At 67.3% G+C, this 20,875-nt stretch carries 21 protein-coding genes and 1 tRNA gene; 8 read left to right on the forward strand and 14 right to left on the reverse strand.

Annotated features, from left to right (window positions below):
- Window position 1: 1 nt before the first annotated feature.
- The 4 genes from HZY97_RS05275 to recA all read right to left on the reverse strand — a co-directional run bounded on the left by HZY97_RS05275 (window position 2) and on the right by recA (window position 3,803).
- Complete coding sequence (locus HZY97_RS05275) at window positions 2–628, reverse strand: glutathione S-transferase family protein (protein ID WP_180141248.1); 627 nt, start codon at window positions 626–628, stop codon at window positions 2–4.
- Entirely contained in the window at window positions 625–1,110 is a 486-nt protein-coding gene (locus tag HZY97_RS05280; protein ID WP_180141250.1) for a DUF1801 domain-containing protein, read from the reverse strand. The genes HZY97_RS05275 and HZY97_RS05280 overlap by 4 nt, the downstream gene beginning before the upstream one ends.
- The gene (locus HZY97_RS05285) at window positions 1,107–2,501 is read right to left on the reverse strand and encodes an RNB domain-containing ribonuclease (RefSeq protein ID WP_180141252.1); all 1,395 of its coding nucleotides are present in this window, start codon (window positions 2,499–2,501) and stop codon (window positions 1,107–1,109) included. Before HZY97_RS05285 ends, HZY97_RS05280 begins: the two co-directional genes overlap by 4 nt.
- A gap of 222 nt (window positions 2,502–2,723) precedes the next feature.
- The gene (gene recA, locus HZY97_RS05290; protein WP_180141254.1) at window positions 2,724–3,803 is read right to left on the reverse strand and encodes a recombinase RecA; all 1,080 of its coding nucleotides are present in this window, start codon (window positions 3,801–3,803) and stop codon (window positions 2,724–2,726) included.
- A 228-nt stretch (window positions 3,804–4,031) separates the two neighbouring features.
- Here recA and HZY97_RS05295 point away from each other — a divergent pair, with 228 nt between their 5' ends.
- Together HZY97_RS05295 and HZY97_RS05300 are read left to right on the forward strand one after the other, a co-directional pair.
- The gene (locus HZY97_RS05295) at window positions 4,032–4,451 is read left to right on the forward strand and encodes a hypothetical protein (protein ID WP_180141256.1); all 420 of its coding nucleotides are present in this window, start codon (window positions 4,032–4,034) and stop codon (window positions 4,449–4,451) included.
- A gap of 50 nt (window positions 4,452–4,501) precedes the next feature.
- Window positions 4,502–5,218, forward strand: coding sequence for an MOSC domain-containing protein (locus tag HZY97_RS05300; RefSeq protein ID WP_180141257.1), 717 nt, complete (start codon window positions 4,502–4,504; stop codon window positions 5,216–5,218).
- Window positions 5,219–5,222: 4 nt separating this feature from the next.
- Here the strand turns inward: HZY97_RS05300 and HZY97_RS05305 are convergent, their stop codons facing one another.
- From HZY97_RS05305 to smpB, 5 genes are all read right to left on the reverse strand, one after another.
- On the reverse strand, window positions 5,223–5,585 hold the full coding sequence (locus HZY97_RS05305) for a response regulator (protein WP_180141259.1): 363 nt from the start codon (window positions 5,583–5,585) through the stop codon (window positions 5,223–5,225).
- A 39-nt stretch (window positions 5,586–5,624) separates the two neighbouring features.
- Window positions 5,625–8,021, reverse strand: a complete 2,397-nt coding sequence (locus tag HZY97_RS05310; RefSeq protein ID WP_180141261.1) for a response regulator — start codon at window positions 8,019–8,021, stop codon at window positions 5,625–5,627.
- 179 nt (window positions 8,022–8,200) lie between these two features.
- Window positions 8,201–10,279 (reverse strand): M13 family metallopeptidase, encoded by a 2,079-nt coding sequence (locus tag HZY97_RS05315; RefSeq protein WP_180141263.1) that lies wholly within the window; start codon window positions 10,277–10,279, stop codon window positions 8,201–8,203.
- Between the two features lie 129 nt (window positions 10,280–10,408).
- A complete protein-coding gene (locus tag HZY97_RS05320) occupies window positions 10,409–10,963 on the reverse strand; it encodes a DUF2062 domain-containing protein (RefSeq protein ID WP_373684297.1) in 555 nt (184 codons plus the stop codon).
- Window positions 10,950–11,432, reverse strand: coding sequence for an SsrA-binding protein SmpB (gene smpB / locus HZY97_RS05325; RefSeq protein WP_180141267.1), 483 nt, complete (start codon window positions 11,430–11,432; stop codon window positions 10,950–10,952). Before smpB ends, HZY97_RS05320 begins: the two co-directional genes overlap by 14 nt.
- An 85-nt stretch (window positions 11,433–11,517) precedes the next feature.
- Here smpB and recJ point away from each other — a divergent pair, with 85 nt between their 5' ends.
- Together recJ and HZY97_RS05335 are read left to right on the forward strand one after the other, a co-directional pair.
- On the forward strand, window positions 11,518–13,281 hold the full coding sequence (gene recJ, locus HZY97_RS05330) for a single-stranded-DNA-specific exonuclease RecJ (RefSeq protein WP_180141269.1): 1,764 nt from the start codon (window positions 11,518–11,520) through the stop codon (window positions 13,279–13,281).
- Window positions 13,282–13,355: 74 nt separating this feature from the next.
- A tRNA-Glu gene (locus tag HZY97_RS05335) sits at window positions 13,356–13,430 on the forward strand.
- 45 nt (window positions 13,431–13,475) lie between these two features.
- Here HZY97_RS05335 and HZY97_RS05340 read toward each other — a convergent pair.
- Genes HZY97_RS05340 through HZY97_RS05350 form a run of 3 tightly spaced genes read right to left on the reverse strand, consistent with a single transcriptional unit; the run spans window position 13,476 to window position 15,942 of the window.
- Window positions 13,476–13,838 (reverse strand): UBP-type zinc finger domain-containing protein, encoded by a 363-nt coding sequence (locus HZY97_RS05340; RefSeq protein ID WP_180141271.1) that lies wholly within the window; start codon window positions 13,836–13,838, stop codon window positions 13,476–13,478.
- Window positions 13,838–14,311: a YbaK/EbsC family protein gene (locus tag HZY97_RS05345; RefSeq protein ID WP_180141273.1), complete on the reverse strand. Its 474-nt coding sequence runs from the start codon at window positions 14,309–14,311 to the stop codon at window positions 13,838–13,840. Before HZY97_RS05345 ends, HZY97_RS05340 begins: the two co-directional genes overlap by 1 nt.
- 2 nt (window positions 14,312–14,313) lie before the next feature.
- Entirely contained in the window at window positions 14,314–15,942 is a 1,629-nt protein-coding gene (locus HZY97_RS05350; RefSeq protein WP_180141679.1) for an MFS transporter, read from the reverse strand.
- 270 nt (window positions 15,943–16,212) lie between these two features.
- Here HZY97_RS05350 and HZY97_RS05355 point away from each other — a divergent pair, with 270 nt between their 5' ends.
- Window positions 16,213–16,479 carry a DUF6356 family protein gene (locus HZY97_RS05355; RefSeq protein WP_180141276.1) on the forward strand — a complete coding sequence of 89 codons (267 nt, stop codon included), beginning with the start codon at window positions 16,213–16,215 and terminating at the stop codon, window positions 16,477–16,479.
- A 1-nt stretch (window position 16,480) separates the two neighbouring features.
- Window positions 16,481–17,827 (forward strand): FAD/NAD(P)-binding protein, encoded by a 1,347-nt coding sequence (locus HZY97_RS05360; RefSeq protein ID WP_180141278.1) that lies wholly within the window; start codon window positions 16,481–16,483, stop codon window positions 17,825–17,827.
- Here the strand turns inward: HZY97_RS05360 and HZY97_RS05365 are convergent.
- Together HZY97_RS05365 and HZY97_RS05370 are read right to left on the reverse strand one after the other, a co-directional pair.
- On the reverse strand, window positions 17,824–18,174 hold the full coding sequence (locus tag HZY97_RS05365) for a hypothetical protein (protein ID WP_180141280.1): 351 nt from the start codon (window positions 18,172–18,174) through the stop codon (window positions 17,824–17,826). The genes HZY97_RS05360 and HZY97_RS05365 overlap by 4 nt on opposite strands.
- Complete coding sequence (locus HZY97_RS05370) at window positions 18,171–18,314, reverse strand: hypothetical protein (RefSeq protein ID WP_180141282.1); 144 nt, start codon at window positions 18,312–18,314, stop codon at window positions 18,171–18,173. Before HZY97_RS05370 ends, HZY97_RS05365 begins: the two co-directional genes overlap by 4 nt.
- 115 nt (window positions 18,315–18,429) lie before the next feature.
- Between HZY97_RS05370 and hppD the strand changes: the two genes are divergently transcribed.
- Window positions 18,430–19,467 carry a 4-hydroxyphenylpyruvate dioxygenase gene (gene hppD, locus HZY97_RS05375; RefSeq protein ID WP_180141284.1) on the forward strand — a complete coding sequence of 346 codons (1,038 nt, stop codon included), beginning with the start codon at window positions 18,430–18,432 and terminating at the stop codon, window positions 19,465–19,467.
- 127 nt (window positions 19,468–19,594) lie between these two features.
- Window positions 19,595–20,872, forward strand: a complete 1,278-nt coding sequence (gene hmgA / locus HZY97_RS05380) for a homogentisate 1,2-dioxygenase (RefSeq protein ID WP_180141286.1) — start codon at window positions 19,595–19,597, stop codon at window positions 20,870–20,872.
- Window positions 20,873–20,875 lie beyond the last annotated feature (3 nt).

The raw sequence follows: 20,875 nt of genomic DNA on the forward strand, positions 1-20,875 counted from the left end.
CTCACGCATAGGCATAGGGTCCGCCGGCGGCGAGTGCTGCCTGATAGGCCGGACGGGCATGGATCTTCTTGAGCCAGGCGGCGACGTGCGGGCGGCCTTCGGTCGCGCTGGCGCGGGCGACGGCGGCTTCGAGCGGGAAGCTCATCATCACGTCGGCCGCCGTGAACTCGTCGCCGGCGAACCAGGCGCGCGCCGCCAGCTCCGCCTCGACATAGTCGAGATGGACGTCGATCATCGGCTGGAACTTCTTCTGCGCCGTCTTGCCGAACAGCGGCACGCGGCTGAGCACCAGCTTGGTGAAGAGCGGCGGCATCAGCGAGCCCTCGGCATAATGGAGGAACTGGCGCCAGCGCAGCGCGTCCTCGACATGGCCGGGCTTGCCGAGGCGCCCGTCGCCGAGCTCGACCAGATATTCGACGATCGCCCCGGTCTCGGCGATGACATTGCCGCCATGCTCGATCACCGGCGACTTGCCGAGCGGGTGAATGCGCCGCAGCTCGGGCGGGGCGAGCATCGTCGCTTTGTTCCGCTCATAGCGCTTCACTTCATAGGGCAGCCCGAGCTCCTCGAGCAGCCAGAGCACGCGCTGCGAACGGGAATTCTCGAGATGATGGACGATGACGGTCATGCAGGCTCCCCTGGGCGGCGCGGGCGTTGGCGCGCCGCGATCGACTTGACGATGGTCCGTCCGCCGTCCGGCGGCAAGGGTGTCGATGCCTGATCGAACGCGGCGGCGATCAGCGCGCGGATTGCGGGCGCGTCGAGCAGTGCCACTTCCTTCAGGCAGACATAGCGACTCTGCCTGCCTTCGCCCTCCAGCAGCCCCTCGGGATCGGGCAGGCCGATGCCGGGAAGGAAATAGAGCAACACGTTGCGCGGATAGACTGCGAGGCTGAGGATCGCGCCGGTCGTCTTGCGGCCCGGCGCATAGCCGATCGCGAGCGCGTTGTAATTGTCATAGACCAGCTCGTTGGCCCCGGGCAGCCGCGCCCGCAGCACCGCGCGACCGGCACGGACACGCCCGGCGATCTCGGGGGTGAAGCGGGCGATGAAGCCTTCGAGCTGCGCCTCGGTCGCGGCGATGTCGTCGGGATTGGCGGGCGTGGTCATGGCTGGCTCCCGATCGCTTCGAACCGAAGGGTTCGCTTGGCCGGGTCAGCATCGACCAGCCGCACGCTGAGCGCAGTGCCCGGCGCCGCGCCGGGGGCGTCGATCCGCGTCACCACGGGCAAATCGGCAAGCTGCATCCGCGCGCCGCGCACATCGACATCGGTGACGACCGCCGCGAAGGTCTCGCCCTCCCGCCCGTCGAGCATCACCGCCTCGGCGAGGTCGATCACCGCGCGGTCGATCTGGCCGCCCAGCGCATCCGCACGGCCCATCACCTTGGGCAGGCGCTCGAACGCCTGTTCGACGACATCCGGCACGGGCTGGCCGGACATGATCGCGAGCGTCGCCCGGATCACATAGCGATCGGCAAGGCGGCGGAGCGGCGCAGTGGCATGGACATAGGATGCGGCGACGGCGGCGTGCCAGGGCAGGACATCGCCACGCCATGGCGCATAGCTGGCGCCCTGCCCGGCCTTGCGGATGGCGAGCATCAGCGCAGCCTGATGCGGGTCGGCAGGGTCGAGCCCGGTGCGGAACACCGCGAGCGATTGGGCTTCGGGCCAGGCAATGCCGAGCGCGCTGGCGGTATTACGCAAGCGGGCGACCGCGCCGGCATCGGGTTCGGCCATTACCCGGAACAGGCCGGTGTGGTGGGCGCGGAGCACATCGGCGATGGCGAGGTTGGCCGCCAGCGACAGCGCGGCATTCTGGTCCTCGGAAGCGTGGCGGGCGCGGAAGGCGAGCGCATAGCCGCCATCGGGGCGGCGGGCGACTTCCTGCTCGGGCGGGTCGACGCGGGAGGCGCCGCGCTCGGCTTCGGCAGCGGCGATGCGGCGGGCGAGTTCGGCGAACTGGGGCGGCAGGTCCGCGTCCGTCACGGTTTCATAGGCGAGCTTGGCGCGGCTGCGGACCAGGGCGCGCTCGGCACCTTCCAGCTTTACTGCACCATCCGGCCCGACGCGGACGGTGAACAGCACGGCAGGGCGCGGACCATCGGGGAGCAGGCTGGCGGCACCTTCGCTCAGCACCGGCGGGTAGAGGCTCGCCTTGCCGTCGGGCAGATAGAGCGTCGTGCCGCGATGCCAGGCCTCGGCATCCACCGGGTCGCCATCCTCGACGAACCAGGCGACATCGGCGATGGCGTAGCGCAGCAGCAGGTCGCTGCCGCTCGGCTCGACCCAGAGTGCCTGATCGAGATCGGTCGCGCTGGCCGGGTCGAGCGTGACGAAGGGGATGTCGGTGCGGTCGACATGCTCGGTGGGCAACCGCCGGGCGGCGGCCTCGGCGGCTTCGAGCACCGGCTGCGGGAAGGAGGTCGGGACCTGATATTGGCTGCGGATCGCGGCGAGGCCTTTGGCCAGCACGCAGTCGGGATCGAGGACAGCCTTCATCGGGCTACTTTAGCGCCCCGGGCGGCGCTGCAAAGTACACGAAGTACCCGCCAAGGCGCGCTCGGCGCCCCCCGAAAGTCACGAAAGTCACGACACTCACGCGCGCGCGAGTCCCCAAAACGGGAAAGACCCGGCGCGGGGCAACGCGCCGGGTCTTCCGATGGGTCTAAGCCCGTGACCACCGGCCTCGCGCGTCGCACGCGGGAGCGGCCTGTAAATTCATTATAGATCGTCGTCGCCGTCATCAGCGTCGGGACCCGTCATAAGTCCCTCGGCGACCTTTTCGGTGCGCGCACGGATCGCCTTTTCGAGGCGCTCGCGCAGCTCGTCATTTTCCTTGAGGAAGTTCTTCGAATTCTCGCGGCCCTGGCCGATGCGGACGCTGTCATAGCTGAACCAGGCGCCCGACTTCTCGACCAGCCCGGCCTTGACGCCGAGATCGAGGATCTCGCCGATCTTCGAGATGCCTTCGCCGTACATGATGTCGAACTCGACCTGCTTGAACGGCGGCGCGACCTTGTTCTTCACCACCTTGACGCGGGTGGTGTTGCCGATGATGTCCTCGCGGTCCTTGATCTGGCCGGTGCGGCGGATGTCGAGGCGAACCGAGGCGTAAAATTTGAGCGCGTTGCCGCCGGTCGTGGTCTCCGGATTGCCGTACATCACGCCGATCTTCATGCGCAGCTGGTTGATGAAGATCACCATGCAGCGCGAGCGGCTGATCGAGCCGGTGAGCTTGCGCAGCGACTGCGACATCAGGCGGGCCTGAAGGCCGACATGGCTGTCGCCCATCTCGCCTTCGATTTCGGCGCGAGGGACCAGCGCTGCGACCGAGTCGACCACCAGCACGTCGATCGCGTTCGAGCGGACCAGCGTGTCGACGATCTCGAGCGCCTGCTCGCCGGTATCGGGCTGCGACACGATCAGCTCGTCGATATTGACCCCGAGCTTCTTGGCATAGACCGGGTCGAGCGCGTGCTCGGCGTCGACAAAGGCGGCGACACCGCCGGTGCGCTGCGCCTCGGCGATGACATGGAGCGCCAGCGTGGTCTTGCCCGAGCTTTCCGGACCATAGACTTCGATCACGCGGCCGCGCGGCAGGCCGCCGACGCCGAGCGCAATGTCGAGCCCGAGCGAACCAGTCGAGATCGCCTCGACCTGCATCGCCTCCTTGGAGCCGAGCTTCATCGCCGAGCCCTTGCCGAATGCGCGGTCGATCTGCGCGAGTGCGGCGTCAAGCGCCTTCTGCTTGTCCGAAGAAATCGCCATGTTGCCGTCAATCACCTTGAGCGAAGCTGCCATTGGAAGTCCCCGTCGCTAGAAGGTTTAGCACGCTGCATCAACCTGTGTTGGAACGGCATGTATCGCGTTTGTTCTCACGGAACAAGAGCGGAACGAAAATTTTTGTTCCATAATCGTTCCACCTGCTTCCAGAGCCCCGGATAGGGAGAAACCGCGCCCCGCCGCCAAGGCAAACCCCGATGCCCCGCGTCAGGCGGCGGCGCTACGCCGGGGCAATGGAGGACAGCCATGAAGCTCGCATCCCTGATCCTGTTGACGGCACTGGCCGGCACATCCGCGCTCGACGCACAGCAAGTCTCCCGCCCCGCCCCCGGACCCGCCGGCAGCTGGCGGTTCCTGGGTGCGACCACCGCCAGGTTCACGGCGGATCACGACACGATCCGCGTGCAGGGCCCGTATGACAATTTCCGGCGGATCAAGTTCAAGGTCCGCGACGCGCCGCTCAACCTCGTCCGGCTGACAGTGACCTATGACAATGGCGCGCCCGACAATATCCCGACGCGCTACGCCATACCGCAAGGCGGCGAGAGCCGGATCATCGACCTGCGCGGCGCCGGACGGCGCAGCCTCAGGCGGATCGATTTCTGGTACGACACGCGCGGCCGCGGGCGCGGCACCGCCAATGTGTCGGTATGGGGCATGCACTGACCGCACGCGCCGAGTTGCGATAGGGGCCCCGCCCCGCTAGCCCCGCGCGGATGACCCGCATCGTCGGCCATGTCAGCGCGCTCAATCGCTTCCCGGTCAAGTCGATGGCCGGGGAGCGGCTCGCCATGGCCGAGCTCGACTGGCAGGGGATCGAGGGCGACCGGCAATATGCGTTCGTCCGCGCCGCCAACGGCACGCGCTTCCCCTGGCTGACCGCGCGCGAAGTGCCGGCGATGGTGCTCCACCATGCCCGCTTCGCCGATCCCGCCCGGCCCAAGACGAGCGGCGTGCTGGTCGAGACACCCGACGGCGCGACGCTCTCGCTCCACGATCCGCTGCTGAAGGCGCATCTGGAGCAGGCTGCGGGCGAGCCGGCTTCGCTGATACAGGTGGCGCGCGGCTGCTATGATTCGATGCCGGTCTCGATCCAGAGCAGCGCCGGTCATGCTGCGCTGGAGGCGGCGCATGGCGGCATGCTCGACATCGACCGCTTCCGGATCAACGTGATCGTCGAGAGCGACCTGCCCGCCAGCCAGTGGCAGGGCCGGCAGCTGGCGTTCGGCGACGAGGCCGACGGCGCGGTGGTGCAATGCGCCGATCCGATCGCGCGCTGCGTGATCGTGACGATCGATCCGCAGACCGGCGCGAAGGAGCCCCGCGTGCTGCGCACGGTCGCCCAAGGGTTCGGCAATGCGTACGGGGTGTATTCGAGCCCGGCGCGGCCGGGGCTGATCCGGATCGGCGATCCGGTGCGGCTGGTGGACTAAACGCTCAGGCGGCGCCGACGAGGCTGTCGAGCACCTTTTCGACGCTGTCCATCGTGAACGGCTTGGAGAGCACCGGGCGATCACGATACTTCTCGTGGATCATGTCCCCTGCCCCGCCGGTGGCGAGCACGAAGGGGATGCCGCGCGCGGCCAGCGCATCGGCGATCGGCCAGCTCTGCTCGCCGCCGCGCAGGTTCACGTCCATGATCGCTGCGTCGATGCCGCCGGCTTCGACCAGCTCGAGCGCCGTGGCGACACTGTCCGCCGTGCCTGCAGGAACGCGATTCAGCGCATCGAGGAAATCCTCGAGCATCATCGCGATGAGCGGCTCGTCTTCGACGATCAGGATCTTTTGGGGCCCCGGCATATTCGCCCCTTCGCAGGAAAATCGCCAGTCGCCAAGGGATTATTTCAGCGTGAGAACATCCCGCGCCGCTTCCGCAAGTTGCTGAACGGAAAAGGGTTTCGGCAAAAAGGAAACTTGCTCCAGATCAATCGACTTGCGGAGCTGTTCCTCGGCATAGCCCGACATGAAGAGGATCGGCAGGTCGGGATATTTGGTGCGCACCTTGCGGGCCATGGTCGGCCCGTCCATCACCGGCATGACGACATCGGAGATCAGAAGATCGGGACGGTCGATCGTTTCGAGCAGCTCGAGTGCGGCCTCACCATTGTCGGCGGTGACGACGGTATAGCCCTGCCGCGCGAGCGCACGCTCGGCGATGGCGCGGACCATGTCCTCGTCCTCGACGATCAGGATCGTGCCGGTGCCCCAGGTATCGGCGGGCTTTTCCTTCGCGCCGGGCAGCTTGGCCTGGACCGGCGCCTCGGCCGCGGCGTGGACGGGCAGATAGATGGTGAACTCGGCACCACCATGGGGACCGTTGTCGGCGAAGATGAAGCCGCCCGACTGCTTGATGATGCCGTAGACCGTCGAGAGGCCGAGGCCGGTGCCCTTGCCGATTTCCTTGGTGGTGAAGAACGGCTCCCAGATCTTGCCGAGGATCTCGGGCGGGATGCCGGTGCCGGTGTCGGAGATGCGCAGCGCGGTATAGTCGCCCACGGGAAGCACGTCGTCGTCCATCTGGCGGACGTCCGAGGCAGGCACCGCCTGCGTCTCGATGGTGAGCGTGCCGCCGCCGCTGGGGTTTTGCGAGAGCATCGCGTCGCGGGCGTTGACCGCGAGGTTGACCACCACCTGCTCGAGCTGGCCCGGATCGGCGCGGACGGGACCGAGGTTGCGGCCGTGCTTGACCTCGAGCCGCACCGTCTCGCCGAGCAACCGCTTGAGGAGGTTGGAGACTTCCGAGATCACGTCGGGCAATTGGAGCAGCTGCGGGCGCAGCGTCTGCTGGCGCGAGAAGGCGAGCAGCTGGCGAGTCAGCGAGGCGGCGCGGTTCGAATTGGCGCGGATCTGCTGGATGTCGTCATAGTCGCTGTCGCCGGGCGAATGGCGCATCAGCATCAGGTCGCAATGCCCGATGATCGCAGTGAGGATGTTGTTGAAGTCGTGCGCGACGCCGCCGGCAAGCTGGCCTACCGCCTGCATCTTGGTCGCCTGCGCGACCTGGCGCTTGAGCTTCGACTCCTCGCCCGAATCCTTGAGGCTGATCAGCACGGCGGCGTCGCCGAGCCCGCGGGCGCCGGCGATGCCGATCGACAGCGGCTCCTCGGGCGCGTCCGCCAGGCGGACGGTCATCTCGGCGGACTGGGGCGCACCACCGGCGAAGCGCCGGATCGCGTCGGCAAGCGCGGCCTTGTCCTCGCGCACCACCAGGTCGCCCGGGTAGAGCGGCGGCGCGGCGGCATTGACGCGGGTGGCGCGGACGAACGCGTCGTTCATGCTGGCGAAGCGGCCGTCACGGTCGACCAGCGCGAGGCCGAGCGGGAGCAGCGCGATCAGCGAGCGGACATGGGCGCCGGCGCTGGCGCCGATCGCGGGCGTGGGCGCGTTGCCGAGTTCCTCGTCGAGCAAGGCGACGAGCAGCGGCGCTTCCTCGCCATCGAGGAACGGGATCTGGAGCACGCGTAGCGGCGTGCCCTCCATCCCCTCACGCTCGAAGCGGACCAGCCCCATCGAGTCGGTGATCAGGAAGCGGGCAAAGTCCCTGCCCTCGACCGCCGCCTCGCTGGTGCCCATCGCGCGGTCGCGGAACACGCGGTTGGCGGCGCGGACGCGCCCCTGCGGCGAGATCATCGCGGCCATGATGCCCGAGGAGCCGAGCCGGTCACCGGTATGGCCGTCGATCAGCGACTGGACCTGGCTGGCGAGATCGAGCGCCTGGACGCCGATGAAGCGCCAGACCAGCGACTCCTCGCCGACGCGCTGGACGCGGACCGAGACGGGGGCGCCGAACACCTGGATATTGTCCTCGCGCGCCTCGCCGTCGCGCCAGGCGGTGCGCGCGGCGGTGCCGAGCGCGGCGACCGAGGCGTCGCTGACCGGGAGGTTGGGCGGCGTCGGCCAGCCGGCGAAAAGCACCTCGAAGCGGTTATTGGCGCAGACGAGACGGCCGGCACGATCGGTGACGGCGAGTGCGTCGTCGCTGGCGGCGGCAAGCGCCTGCGCGACCGACCAGTCGACCGGCTGCTCGGCGGCGGTATCGCTATGGAAAAGCCTGCGCGCGCCCCACAGCGCCCCGGCGGCGAGCACGCCCGCGCCGACAAAGCCGATCGCCACGGCGCGGTCGTTCAGCGTGAGGAGGACCAGTGCAGCCGCAAGGAAGCCCGCCAGAATTGCCGCCGCGAAGGGCAGCCAGCGGCGGGACGGCGATATCGGGCTATGAACGGGCAACGTGGCCATGCGCCACCGATGTTCGGTCGAGAGGCGCGGGTCAAGGACCCAATTCCCTCTCCCCCTCGGGGAGAGGGAGGGAGCCGACAAAGTCGGCGGAAGGGTGAGGGTCGAAACCTGCCCTCACCCTTCCCACTCGCTACGCGAGCGGGCCCCTTCCCTCTCCCAGTGGGAGAGGGAAAGAACAATTACCAGATCCGGACGCGCTTCTCGGGCGTCAGGTACAGCTTGTTCTGCGGCGCGGGGTTATAGGCCCCGTACCAGGGGTCGAGATTGCGCACGACCCAGCTGCGCTGCTGCGAGGGCGAGTGCGGATCGGTCAGCAGGCGCTGGCGCAGATTGGCCTCGCGGTAGTTGCGGCGCCACACCTGGGCCCAGCCAAGGTAGAAGCGCTGGTCGCCGGTGGTGCCGTCGAGCACCGGGGCTTCCTGGCCGTTCAGCGAGGCGTGATAGGCGTCATAGGCCACCGTCAGGCCGGCCAGATCGGCGACGTTCTCGCCAAGCGTCAGCCCGCCCTTCACGTGCATGCCGGGCAGCGGCTCATACTGGTCATACTGGGCGACCAGCGCGTCGGTACGCTGCTTGAACGCCGCAACGTCCGCAGGCGTCCACCAGTCGGTCAGGCGGCCGTGCATGTCATATTTGGCGCCCTGGTCGTCGAAATGGTGGCTCAGCTCATGGCCGATCACTGCGCCGATGCCGCCATAATTGACCGCCGGGTCGGCGTTCGGATCGAAGAAGGGCGGCTGCAGGATCGCGGCCGGGAAGACGATCTCGACCATGCCCGGATTGGCATAGGCGTTGATCGTCATCGGCGTCATGCCCCACTCCCAGCGCCGGATCGGCTGGCCGAGCTTCGAGACATTGTCGTCATACTGCCAGTTGTTCGACCGGACATTGTTGCCGAACGCGTCGCCCGCGGTGATCGTCAGCGAGCCATAATCCTGCCAGCGGTCCGGATAGCCGATCTTCGGGGTGAAGGCAGCGAGCTTCGCGTGCGCCTTGACCTTGGTCTCGGGCGCCATCCATTCGAGCTTGTCGATGCGGCGATCCATCGCCGCGATGACATTCTTCACCAGCTTGTCGGCCGCCGCCTTGGTCTCGGGCGGGAAATATTTGGCGACATAGACCTGGCTGACATCGTCCGACAGCGCGCCGGTGGTGAAGTCCACTGCGCGCTTCCAGCGCTCTTCCTGCTCCGGGGTGCCCGACAGCATGGTGCCGTAGAAGGAGAACTGCTCCTTGTCGAAGGCGCTCGGCAGCACATCGGCGAAATTGTCGAGCGTGCGGACCAGCAGCTGGTCCTGCAGCACGCCGAGCGGCGCGGCGCCGATCAGCTTGGCGATACCGGTAACCGCGCTCGGCTGGGCGACGATCACGCTGTCGACCGGGGTCTTGCCCGCGGCGAAGAAGGCCTCGAAGTCGAAGCCCGGCGCGGACTTCTGCAGCTCCGCAACGGTCATCTTGTTATAGGTCTTGTTAGCGTCTCGGCTCTCGATGCGGGTCCACTGGACCTGGGCGATCTTGGTCTCGAAATCGATGATCGCCTGCGCGCGCGCGCCGGCATTGGCCTCACCGGCCAGCGTCAGCACGTTGGTGAGGTGCTTGAGGTACGCCGCCTTGGTCTCGATGAACTTGGCGTCCTTCGAGAGGTAATAGTCGCGGTCGGGCATGCCGAGGCCGGACTGGAACAGGTTGAGCGCATAGACGTCGGGGTTCTTGTCGTCCTGGCCGATATAGCCGCCGAACGGCGTGCCGACGCCGTTGCGGCGCGCGGCGGCGGCGAGCGCCGGATAGCCGGCCTTGCTCTTCAGCCCCTTGATCTGGTCGATCCACGGCTTGGCAGGCGTCAGGCCCTTGGCGTCGATCGCGGCGGTGTCGAGATAGGTCGCATAGGCGGTACCGATCTTCGAGTTGGGATCGCCCTTCGCATCCTCAAGGATGCCGTGGGTCTGCTTCTTGGCGTTGTCGTCCAGGATGTTGAACGAGCCATAGTTCGACTTGTCGGCCGGGATCGGGGTGTTCTTCGCCCAGGCGCCATTGGCGTAATTGTAGAAATCGTCGCCCGGCTGAATCGAGCTGTCCATGCCGGCGGCATCGAAGCCGTAGCTGCCATAGACCGGCTTGGGCATTTCGGGCGCCGGGGCCGGCTCGGCGGCGACGGGCGCGGCTTCGACCGGCGCGGTCGGCAGCGGCTCGTTATGGGCGCAGCCGGCGAGCAGGACAGGCGCGGCGAGGAAGGTGGTGGCAAGGAGCGACAGGCGCATGGGGACCCCCGATGGTTGGATGCGCGCTGTCTTAATCCGTTGATACGCTCCGTCAATCGACTCCACGCAACATTATTACGCTGGAGTTACCGAATGTGTTTCTGGCTGATTGCTCGGGAAGCGCGCGGCTCAGACAGCGTGGCGATGCGCCCGGCGCTTCCACTTGTGCGCGATCCACAGTCGCCACGCCAGCGCGGTGCCGAAATAGCCGACCAGCGCGAGCACGCCGGTGATCGTGACCAGCCCCGCCAGCGTCGCCGGGCCGGCCTGGTGGACCAGCCAGTCGCTCCAGCTCTGCTCGACGACCTGGACCTGCGCGACCACCGCCTCGCCCGGGCCGAGCATCCAGCTGCCCAGCCAATAGGCGGCAACCCAGAGCGGCGGCGTCGTGAAGGGATTGGTGATGAAGGTGGTCGCGGCGGCGGCCGGGATGTTCGCGCGCAATGGCAGCGCGAGGATCGCCGAAGCGGGGATCTGGCCCATCGGCACCAGCACGCCGGTCACTACGCCCAGCGCGACGCCACGCGGCACCGAGCGGCGGGTAAAACGCCATAGCGACGAATGCATCACGCGGTGCGCAAAGGGACGCAGCCAGCGATTGGTCTCGACCGACTCGCGGCTGGGCGTCGCCTTGTCGAGCCAGCGGCGGAAACGGGTTTTCTGGGTGGAATCAGTCACGGCCACCGCGGAGCAGACGGCCCTGCTCGCGCTTCCAGTCGCGTTCCTTGACCGTCTCGCGCTTGTCATGCGTCTTCTTGCCCTTCGCCAGCGCCAGCTCGACCTTGGCGCGGCCACGCCCGTTGAAATAGATCGACAGCGGCACAAGGGTCATGCCCTCGCGCGCCACCGCGCCGTGGAGCTTGTTTATCTCCCGCTCATGAAGCAGCAATTTACGGGGGCGCTTGGGCTCGTGGTTGAAGCGGTTGCCGTGACTGAACTCGGGAATGTTCGAGTTGACCAGCCAGACGCCGCCGTCATTCACTTCTGCGTACGCTTCCGCGATCGAGCCCTCGCCGAAGCGAAGCGACTTCACCTCGGTACCGGTGAGCGCGATGCCCGCCTCATAGGTGTTCTCGATGAAATAATCGAACCGCGCGCGCCGGTTCTCGGCGACGGTCTTTACTTTCTCTTGGGCAGGACGGGGACGGGCCATAAGGCGATGCGATGTAGGCGCGGAAGCCGCGAAGCGCCAGCCCTTCCCCTCGACACTATCGTCCCCACGTTCCATAGCTGTTCCGATGTCCGCCGTTCTCAATATCCAGCGATCGATCTCCGGCCAGCCCTGGCATTGGCGCGGGCTTGCCAGCGATTCGCGCGGCGGGCTGGTGCCCGACGACCTGGTGACGCAGCTCCTGCTCGCCCGCGGCGTGCCGCGCGAGGATCTGGAGATGCACCGGCTGCCGAGCATCCGCGCCTTCATGCCCGACCCCTCGATCTTCCGCGACATGGACAAGGCCGCCGAGCGGGTGGCGGACGCGGTGGAGAAGCGCGAGCAGGTCGCGATCTTCGGCGATTATGACGTGGATGGCGCGACTTCGGCAGCACTGCTGATATTGCTTCTGAGGGATTTGGGCCTCGAGGCCCGCCCCTATATCCCCGATCGCCTGATGGAGGGCTATGGCCCCTCGGGCGAGGCACTGGTCAAGCTGAAGGGCGAAGGCGCCAGCCTGATCGTCACCGTCGATTGCGGCGCGATGGCCTATGAAGCGCTGGAAATGGCGCGCGACGCGGGCGCCGAGGTGATCGTGGTCGATCATCATAAATGCGCCGCCGAGCTGCCCGTGACGCTGGCGCTGGTGAACCCCAACCGGCTCGACGAAAGCGAAGGTGCCGCGTTCGGCCATCTGGCGGCGGTGGGCATGGCCTGGCTGCTCGGCGCGGCGCTGGTGCGGACGCTCAGGGCACGCGGCTATTTCGCCACGCGGCCCGAGCCCAAGCTGCTCGATCTGCTCGACATCGTCGCGCTCGGCACCGTCGCCGATGTCGCCTCGCTCAAGGGTCTCAACCGCGCCTTTGTCGCGCAGGGCCTCAAGGTGATGGCGCAGCGCCGCAACATCGGATTGAACGCGCTGATCGAGGCCTCGCGCCTCACCCGCGCACCGACCGCCACCGACCTCGGCTTCGCGCTGGGGCCGCGGATCAATGCCGGCGGGCGCGTCGGGCGGTCGGACCTGGGCGTGCGGCTGCTCACTACCCGCGATCCCGAGGAAGCGCGCGCGATCGCCGAGGAGCTCAACCTCCTCAACGAGGAGCGCCGCGCGATCGAGGCGGGCGTACAGGCCGAGGCGGAGGAGATCAGCCACCTCAAGGCCAACCATTCGGTCGCCGTGATCGCGAGCAAGGGCTGGCATGCCGGCGTGATCGGCATCGTCGCCGGGCGCCTCAAGGAGAAGCTCGGCCGGCCGGCGATCGTCATCGCGATCGATGAGGACGGCGTCGGCAAGGGATCGGGCCGCTCGATCCCCGGCGTCGACCTGGGCGCCGCGATCATCGCCGCCAAGGATGCCGGGCTGCTCAAGGCGGGCGGCGGCCATGCGATGGCCTGCGGCGTGACGATCGACGAGGACCAGCTCGATGCGTTCGCGGCGTTCCTCGAGGAACGACTTTCGGAGCGCGTGACCCAGGCAATGGGCGAGCGCGCGCTGCTCGTCGATGCCGTGGTCGCGCCGGGCGGGGTCTGCCCCGATCTGGTCAATGCGATGGAGGCCGGCGGCCCCTACGGGATGGGCTGGCCCGCCCCGCGCGTCGCCGCCGGGCCGGTGACGGTGATCAAGGCCGATATCGTCGGCACGGGCGGGCATGTGCGGCTGATCGTCGCCGGGCCGGACGGGCGCAGCATCAAGGCCGTGGCCTTCCGCCAGGCCGATACCGAGCTGGGCCAGGCGCTGCTCTCCGCCCCGCGCCACCGCAAGCTGTGGCTCGTCGGCCGGGCCAAGATCGACGACTGGGGCAGCCGCCCTGCCGCCGAGTTGCACGTCGAGGATGCGGCCTGGGCGGACTAAAGTTCGGCAGGGCAATTGAGGCTCTTGACCCCGTGCCGATCCTTCCCTAACTGGCCGCCTCCACGCTACGGCATGGCCCCTTCGTCTAGCGGTTAGGACGCGGCCCTTTCACGGCTGAAGCACGGGTTCGATTCCCGTAGGGGTCACCACCGGACACTTCCAGGACCTCTTCCCGGAAACCCCGCCTGGTCATCTCATTCCAGCTCTGGCTTCAGCCCGCGGATCGCTGCGGGAATAAGGCGGCCATAATTGTCGATGAAGCGCGGGATCGGGCCGCGCTGCTCGGTCTGGTCCGGCAGGTCGACTTCGATCTCATCGACATAGCACCAGCCCCAGCCTTCGGGGGGATCATAGCCTTCGATGATCGGGTGGCGCGTGGCGTGGAAATGCGCGGTGGCGTGCCGGTTCGGCGATTCGTCGCAGCAGCCGACATGCCCGCATGCCCGGCACAGCCGCAGGTGCACCCACCAGCTGCCCTGCTCCAAGCACTCGGCACAGCCCAAGGTTTGCGGGATGACCGGCTGGACGGTGTCGAGATGGGGACAAGAGTCGGTCACTAGGCCTCCTGGGCGAGCTTGCAGACATCGACCCAGCGCTGCGAGACGAGGCTCGCCAGCCGTTCGGGTTCGACTTCCACCGATGCGGTGCGCGAGCCCGCCGCGGGGAACACCGTGGCATAGCCCCTGAGCGACACGTCGCAATAGACCGGCAGCGGCGTCGCCAGCCCGAAGGGGCAGACGCCGCCGACCGGATGCCCGGTCAGCGCCTCTGCCTCCTCCGCCCCGAGCATCGAGGCGCGGCCGGCAAATTCCGCCTTGGTCCTGGCATTGTCGAGCCGCGCGTCGCCCCGGGCGACGACCAGGAGCACCTGGTCGCCCACCCTGAGCGCGAGCGTCTTGGCGATGCGCCCGGGCTCGACCCCGAGCGTCGCCGCCGCCTCCGCCACCGTCGCGGTGCTTGCCGATTGCTCGATCAGATTGAGATCGGGCGCATGCTCGGCAAGCCAGGCGCGCACGGTTTCGACGGTCATTCCTAGTCCTCGATCTTCTTCCTGAAGGTCTCGGGGAGCAGCAACAGGCCGAGAATGAAGGTGCAGGCCGCGGCCACCACCGGGTACCAGAGCCCGTAATAGATATCGCCCGTCGCCGCGACCATCGCGAAGGCAGTCGCCGGCAGGAAGCCGCCGAACCAGCCATTGCCGATATGATAGGGCAGCGACATCGACGTGTAGCGGATCCGGCTCGGGAAGAGCTCGACCAGCATGCCCGCGATCGGGCCGTAGACCATCGTCACCAGCACCACGAGCGCGAACAGGATCGCGACCACCATCGGCTTGTTGATCCGGGCGTCCTCGGCCTTGGCGGGGTAGCCGGCTTCGGTAAGGGCGGCCTTCAAATCAACCTGCACGCCCTCGATAATGGACTTCCGCGTCAATGGGTCGGCCATGGTGTCGGGAAGGAGAACAACGCGCTTATTGCCAACATCGACCTCCACCGCGTCCGCTGGCCGAGGGTGATCGCGATTCTCCCAAATTGCGGTCCTGTAAGGCACGCCGGCCTTGGCAAGATAGGCTTTCACGACGTCGCAAACTGAGGTGTCGAACTTGTTTTTACCGATAGGATCGAACTGAAACGAGCACTTCGCATCCAGCGTTGACACAACCACCGGCGCCTTGGCCTGCGCCTCCGCCAGCGCGGGGTTCGCCGCCTGGGTCAGCGCGTGGAACAGTGGGAAATAGGTGATCGACGCCAGCAGGCAGCCCGCCAGGATGATCGGCTTGCGGCCGATCTTGTCCGAGAGCCAGCCGAAGAACACGAAGAACGGCGTGCCCAGCGCCAGCGCGATCGCGATCAGCACGTTCGCGGTCATCCCGTCGACCTTGAGCGTCTTCTCGAGGAAGAACAGCGCGTAGAACTGCCCGGTGTACCAGACCACTGCCTGGCCGACGACTGCGCCGAACAGCGCGATCAGCACGATGCGCAGGTTACCCCAGCGCAGGAACGCCTCGGTCAGCGGCGCCTTGGAGGTGTTGCCGGTCGCCTTCATCCGGGCATAGACCGGGCTCTCGTTGAGCTGGAGGCGCACCCAGAGCGACACGCCGAGCAACAGCACCGAAGCGAGGAACGGCACGCGCCAGCCCCAGCTCGCGAAGGCCGCCTCGCCCAGCCACGAACGCGTGCCGATCACCACGAGCAGCGAGGCGAACAGGCCCAGCGTCGCGGTGGTCTGGATCCAGCTCGTATAGAGGCCGCGCTTATGGTTGGGCGCATGCTCGGCGACATAGGTCGCGGCGCCGCCATATTGGCCGCCCAGCGCCAACCCCTGGAGCACGCGCAGCGTCACCAGCAGGATCGGGGCGAACACGCCGGCGGTGGCGAAATTGGGAAGCAGGCCCACGGCGAAGGTCGATCCGCCCATGATGCCCATCGTGACGAGGAAGGTGTTCTTGCGCCCGACCAGGTCGCCGATCCGCCCGAAGACGAGCGCGCCGAACGGCCGCACCGCGAACCCGGCGGCAAACGCCGCGAGCGCGAAGATGAAGGCGGTGGTGTCGTTGACCCCGGCGAAGAACTGCGCCGAGATCGTCGTCGCCAGCAGGCCGTAGAGGTAGAAATCATACCATTCGAACACGGTGCCCAGCGACGAGGCGGCAATCACCATCTTCTCGTTGCGGGTGGCTGTGTGATGTTCGCCCTCGGGCGCCGCCGCTGTGGCGGACGTTGCATCCTCGCTCAACTATGTTCCCCTTATTATTGTTAGCGCTAACCGACCACAGTCCAACTGTGATTGGAACCCCCATCGCTTCGCGCGCTCTTTGGCGCACTTCGCGGGCAGGTTCGGCGATTGCGCGCCGCAATGCAAACAAAGCCAGGCTTGGGGGCGCAAAAGCTGTACTTCACACGCTCGCTCCGGGAGGCTACACGCCGGCCCATGTTCGACCGCTTCTTCCTGTCCCACCCGCGCGCCGTCGGCGAAAGCTATGGCGAGCATGCCGCCACCGCCGCGCGATTCGGCTTCACGATGATCATCGGGGGCGCGGCGTGTGTCGTGCACTCGATCTTCCCCGCGCTGTTCGCGCGGACGGCGAGCGACGCAGTGAAGCGGCTCTACGGCCAGATGCTCGCCCGCCAGCCCGGCATGACGGCGCGCAAGCCGGCGTACGAGCAGCCCGAGTGGCAGATCGAATACGAAATCTGACGTGATCGAGCATGTCGCGATCATCGGTGCCGGTTTCTCCGGCACCCTGCAGGCGATCAACCTGCTCCGCCACGAAGGCCCCCGCGCCACGCTGATCGAGCGCGCGCCGGTGGCGGGCCTCGGCCTCGCTTATGGCGCCGCGCATCCCAGCCATGTGCTGAACGTGCGCGCGGGCAATATGAGCGCCTTCCCCGACGACCCTTCGCACTTCGTCCGCTGGCTCCAGGCGCGCGGCGTCGAGGATGCGCCGAGCGCCTTCATCCCCCGCGTGACGTACGGCGAATATCTGCGCGAGCTGCTCGACGCCGCGCTGCTCGAGCACCCCGATCGCCTGAAGCTGGTGCGCGACGAGGTCGAGGATCTCGACTTCGCGGACGGCGTGACGGTGCGTCTGAAGGATCGCGTGATCGAGGCCGATGCCGCGGTGCTCGCGGTGGGCAATTTGCCTCCGCATGATCCGCCCGGGCTCGACCCCGAAAAGCTCTCGGCGACGCGCTACAAGGGCGATCCCTGGGACGCGAGCGTGCCCGAGGGGCTGAGCGAGAGTGACACCGTCCTGATCATCGGCACCGGGCTGACGATGATCGACGTCGTGCTGTTGCTCGATGCGCGCGGCTTCAAGGGCAAGATCATCGCCCTCTCCCGCCGCGGCCTGCTGCCGCGCAGCCATGCCCCGGGCAGCGACTGGAAGAAGCTCGCCGAGCGCCCTGCCACCACCGCTTCCGCGCTGCTCCACGCGGTGCGCGAACGCGGCGAGGAAATCGGCTGGCGCAACGCAGTCGACGAACTCCGCCCGTTCACCCAGGCGATGTGGGGCAATGCCAGCGACGCCGAGCGCGGCCGCTTCCTGCGCCATCTCCGCCCCTGGTGGGACGTCCACCGCCACCGCCTCGCGCCCGAAGTCTATGCGCGGCTGATGGCCGTGATCGAACGCGGTCAGTTGGAAGTGATCGCCGGCAAGACGCTCGGCTTCGAAGAGAAGCCCGAAGGCATCGACGTGACGCTGCGACGCCGCGGCGCGGACGATGCCGAGACGATGACCGTCCAGCGCATCATCAACTGCACCGGTCCGCTCGGCGACCTTGCCCGCACCGAGGAGCCGCTGCTCCAGAAGCTCGCGGCGCGCGGAGTGATCCGCCCCGATGCGGCGCATCTCGGCATCGATGTCGACAATCAGGGCCAGACGATCAACGCCGGCGGCAAGCCCAACGGCAATCTCTATGCGCTCGGCCCGATGACACGCGGCGCCTTTTGGGAAATCGTCGCGGTGCCCGACATCCGCAACCAGACCTGGAGCGTCGCCCGGCGGCTCTCCAATGCGCATTGGGTGGGCGGCGAAGGGCTCTAGCGGCGGATCCGCGCGGCGCCGATCCACAGCACCAGCGCGTTGCCGAAGCCCGTCGCGATGTCGCGCAGCGGCACCGGCAGCGCACAGGCGGCGAGCGAAAGGACCGTCATCGCCGCCGCGATGCCGAGGAAGCGCGCCATCCCGCTCGCCTTCCACAGCCCGATGAAGTGCAGCCCGATGATCACGCCGAGCAGCTGGAGCGCATAGGCGCTCAGGCCGAGGCGCGACATCAGCATATTGGCCGCGACGATCGCCGCGACTTCGAACGCCACTGCCAGATAATAGATCTGCCTGCGGAACAGCCCGCTCCCCGCGCCACTGCCTGCGCGCCACAGCAGCGCGATCAATACCCCGTCACCAGCACCGCGCCGGCGATGCCCGCTGCCTGCCAGCCATGCGGAAGTGCCTGGGCGCCGAACACGCCCCAGACGCCGCCGAAGAAAAGGCCGATGCTACCCGGAATCGGGCGGGGCGGTTTCGCTTGCATGTCCCCGACGTGCCCGCTCGCGTTGTCCGCCGCAACCGTTCGGACCAACTAGTATCAATTGACACTAATGGCCGTTGGCACTAGCTCGCGCGTTACATTCTTGGAGCGTGCACCCATGACCGATCCCGCGAATCCCCTCGGCCTCAATGGCTTCGAGTTCGTCGAATTCACCTCGCCCGATCCCGAGGCGATGGGGAAGCAGTTCGAGATGCTCGGCTTCGTGCCGACGCACCGGCACCCGACCAAGAACATCACCCGCTACAAGCAGGGCCGCATCAACCTGATGCTCAACCGCGACGAGGCCGGCCGCGTCGCTGCCTTCCGCGGCGAGCACGGTCCCTCGGCCAGCGCGATGGCCTTCCGCGTCTCCGATCCCGCCAAGGCAATGGAATGGGCGCTCGCCCACGGCGCCAAGCGCACCGACGAGGACGACACGGTCATCCAGGGCATCGGCGGCTCGTACCTCTATTTCATCCAGGACGATTTCGGCCTCTATGCCGACTGGGCGGCGTTCGACGGCTGGGAAGCTGCCGAGGCGAAGAACAATGTCGGGCTCGACCTGCTCGACCACCTCACCCACAATGTCCGCCGCGGCCAGATGCGGGTGTGGTCGGAGTTCTACAAGACGCTCTTCGGCTTCGAGGAGCAGAAGTATTTCGACATCAAGGGCCAGGCCACCGGCCTGTTCAGCCAGGCGATGATCGCGCCCGACAAGGCGATCCGCATTCCGCTGAACGAGAGCCAGGACGACAAGAGCCAGATCGAGGAGTTCATCCGCGAGTATAAGGGCGAAGGCATCCAGCACCTCGCGCTGACCACGCCGGACATCTTCGACACGGTCGAGCGGCTGCGCGCCCGCGGGGTCAAGCTGCAGGACACGATCGAGACCTATTACGAGCTGGTCGACAAGCGCGTCCCCGGCCACGGCGAGGACCTCGAGCGGCTGCGCAAGAACCGCATCCTGATCGACGGCAATGTCGGCGACGAGGGCATTCTTCTGCAAATCTTTACCGAGAACATGTTTGGTCCGATCTTCTTCGAGATCATCCAGCGCAAGGGCAATGAAGGCTTCGGCAACGGCAACTTCCAGGCGCTGTTCGAGAGCATCGAGCTTGACCAGATCCGCCGCGGCGTGATCAAGGTCGACGCGTAAGAGTTTGGAGAGGGGAGCCGGGATCAACCCGGCCTCAAAACCGCAGGAGGATGAGGGGGACGAGCGCCGCGCGCAGCCCCCCTCATCCAACTCCTCCGATCCGCCATTGAAGGTCTAGGGAACGGCAATGACCGACTATTTCCCCGGTTTCGGCAATCATGTCTCGACCGAAGCCGTGCCCGGTGCGCTCCCGGTGGGGCGTAACTCGCCCCAGAAACCCGCCTTCGGCCTGTACGCCGAGCAGCTCTCGGGCACTGCCTTCACTGCGCCGCGCCATGAGAACCGCCGCTCCTGGCTCTATCGCCTGCGCCCGAGCGCCGAGCATCCGCCCTTCACCCGCTACAAGGGCGCGGCGAACTTCGCCCCCGGCACGGTGGACGCACCCCTGCCCCCCAATCGCCTGCGCTGGAACCCGATTCCGGCCCCCGCGCCCGGCACCGACCTGATCGACGGCATGACCACGATGCTCGCCAACCGCGATCCCGCGGACTTGGAGGGTGTCGCGGTGCACCTCTACGCCGCCAACGCCGACATGGAGACCCGCGTCTTCTTCGATGCGGACGGCGAGCTGCTGTTCATCCCCCAAGCCGGGCGGCTGACTTTGCTCACCGAGCTGGGCAGGATCGACATCGCCCCCGGCCAGATCGCGCTGGTCCCGCGCGGCGTGCGCTTCCGCGCGCTGCTGCCCGACGGCGAGGCGCGCGGCTATGTCGCCGAGAATCATGGCGCGCTGTTCCGCCTGCCCGATCTCGGGCCGATCGGCGCCAATGGCCTCGCCAATCCGCGCGACTTCGAGACGCCGGCGGCGTGGTATGAGGATCGCGACGAGCAGTTCGAGGTGATCCAGAAGCATCTCGGATCGCTGTGGACCACGACGCTCGACCACTCGCCACTCGATGTCGTCGCCTGGCACGGCAATCTCGCGCCGTGGCGCTACGATCTCGCCCGGTTCAACACGATGAACACGGTGAGCTTCGACCATCCGGACCCTTCGATCTTCACTGTCCTCACCTCGCCCAGCGATGTGCCCGGCCGTGCGAACGCGGACTTCGTGATCTTCCCGCCGCGCTGGATGGTCGCCGAAGACACGTTCCGCCCGCCCTGGTTCCACCGCAACATCATGTCCGAGGCGATGGGGCTGATCACCGGCGCCTATGACGCCAAGGCCGAGGGCTTCGCGCCGGGCGGCCTGTCGCTGCACAATCTCATGGCCGGCCACGGCCCGGACGTGACCAGCTGGCAGGGCGCGAGCAACGCCGAGCTCAAGCCGCACAAGATCACCGGCACGATGGCGTTCATGGTCGAGACCTGCTGGCCCTATAAGCCGACGCAATACGCGCTCGACCGCGCCCAGCCCGATTATGACGCAGCGTGGACGGGCTTTCCGAAGGCGAAGCTGCCCTGAAGT

Origin of the sequence: Sphingomonas sp. R-74633 (assembly GCF_013416555.1) — a bacterium.
In the GTDB taxonomy this organism is placed as follows: Bacteria; Pseudomonadota; Alphaproteobacteria; order Sphingomonadales; family Sphingomonadaceae; genus Sphingomonas.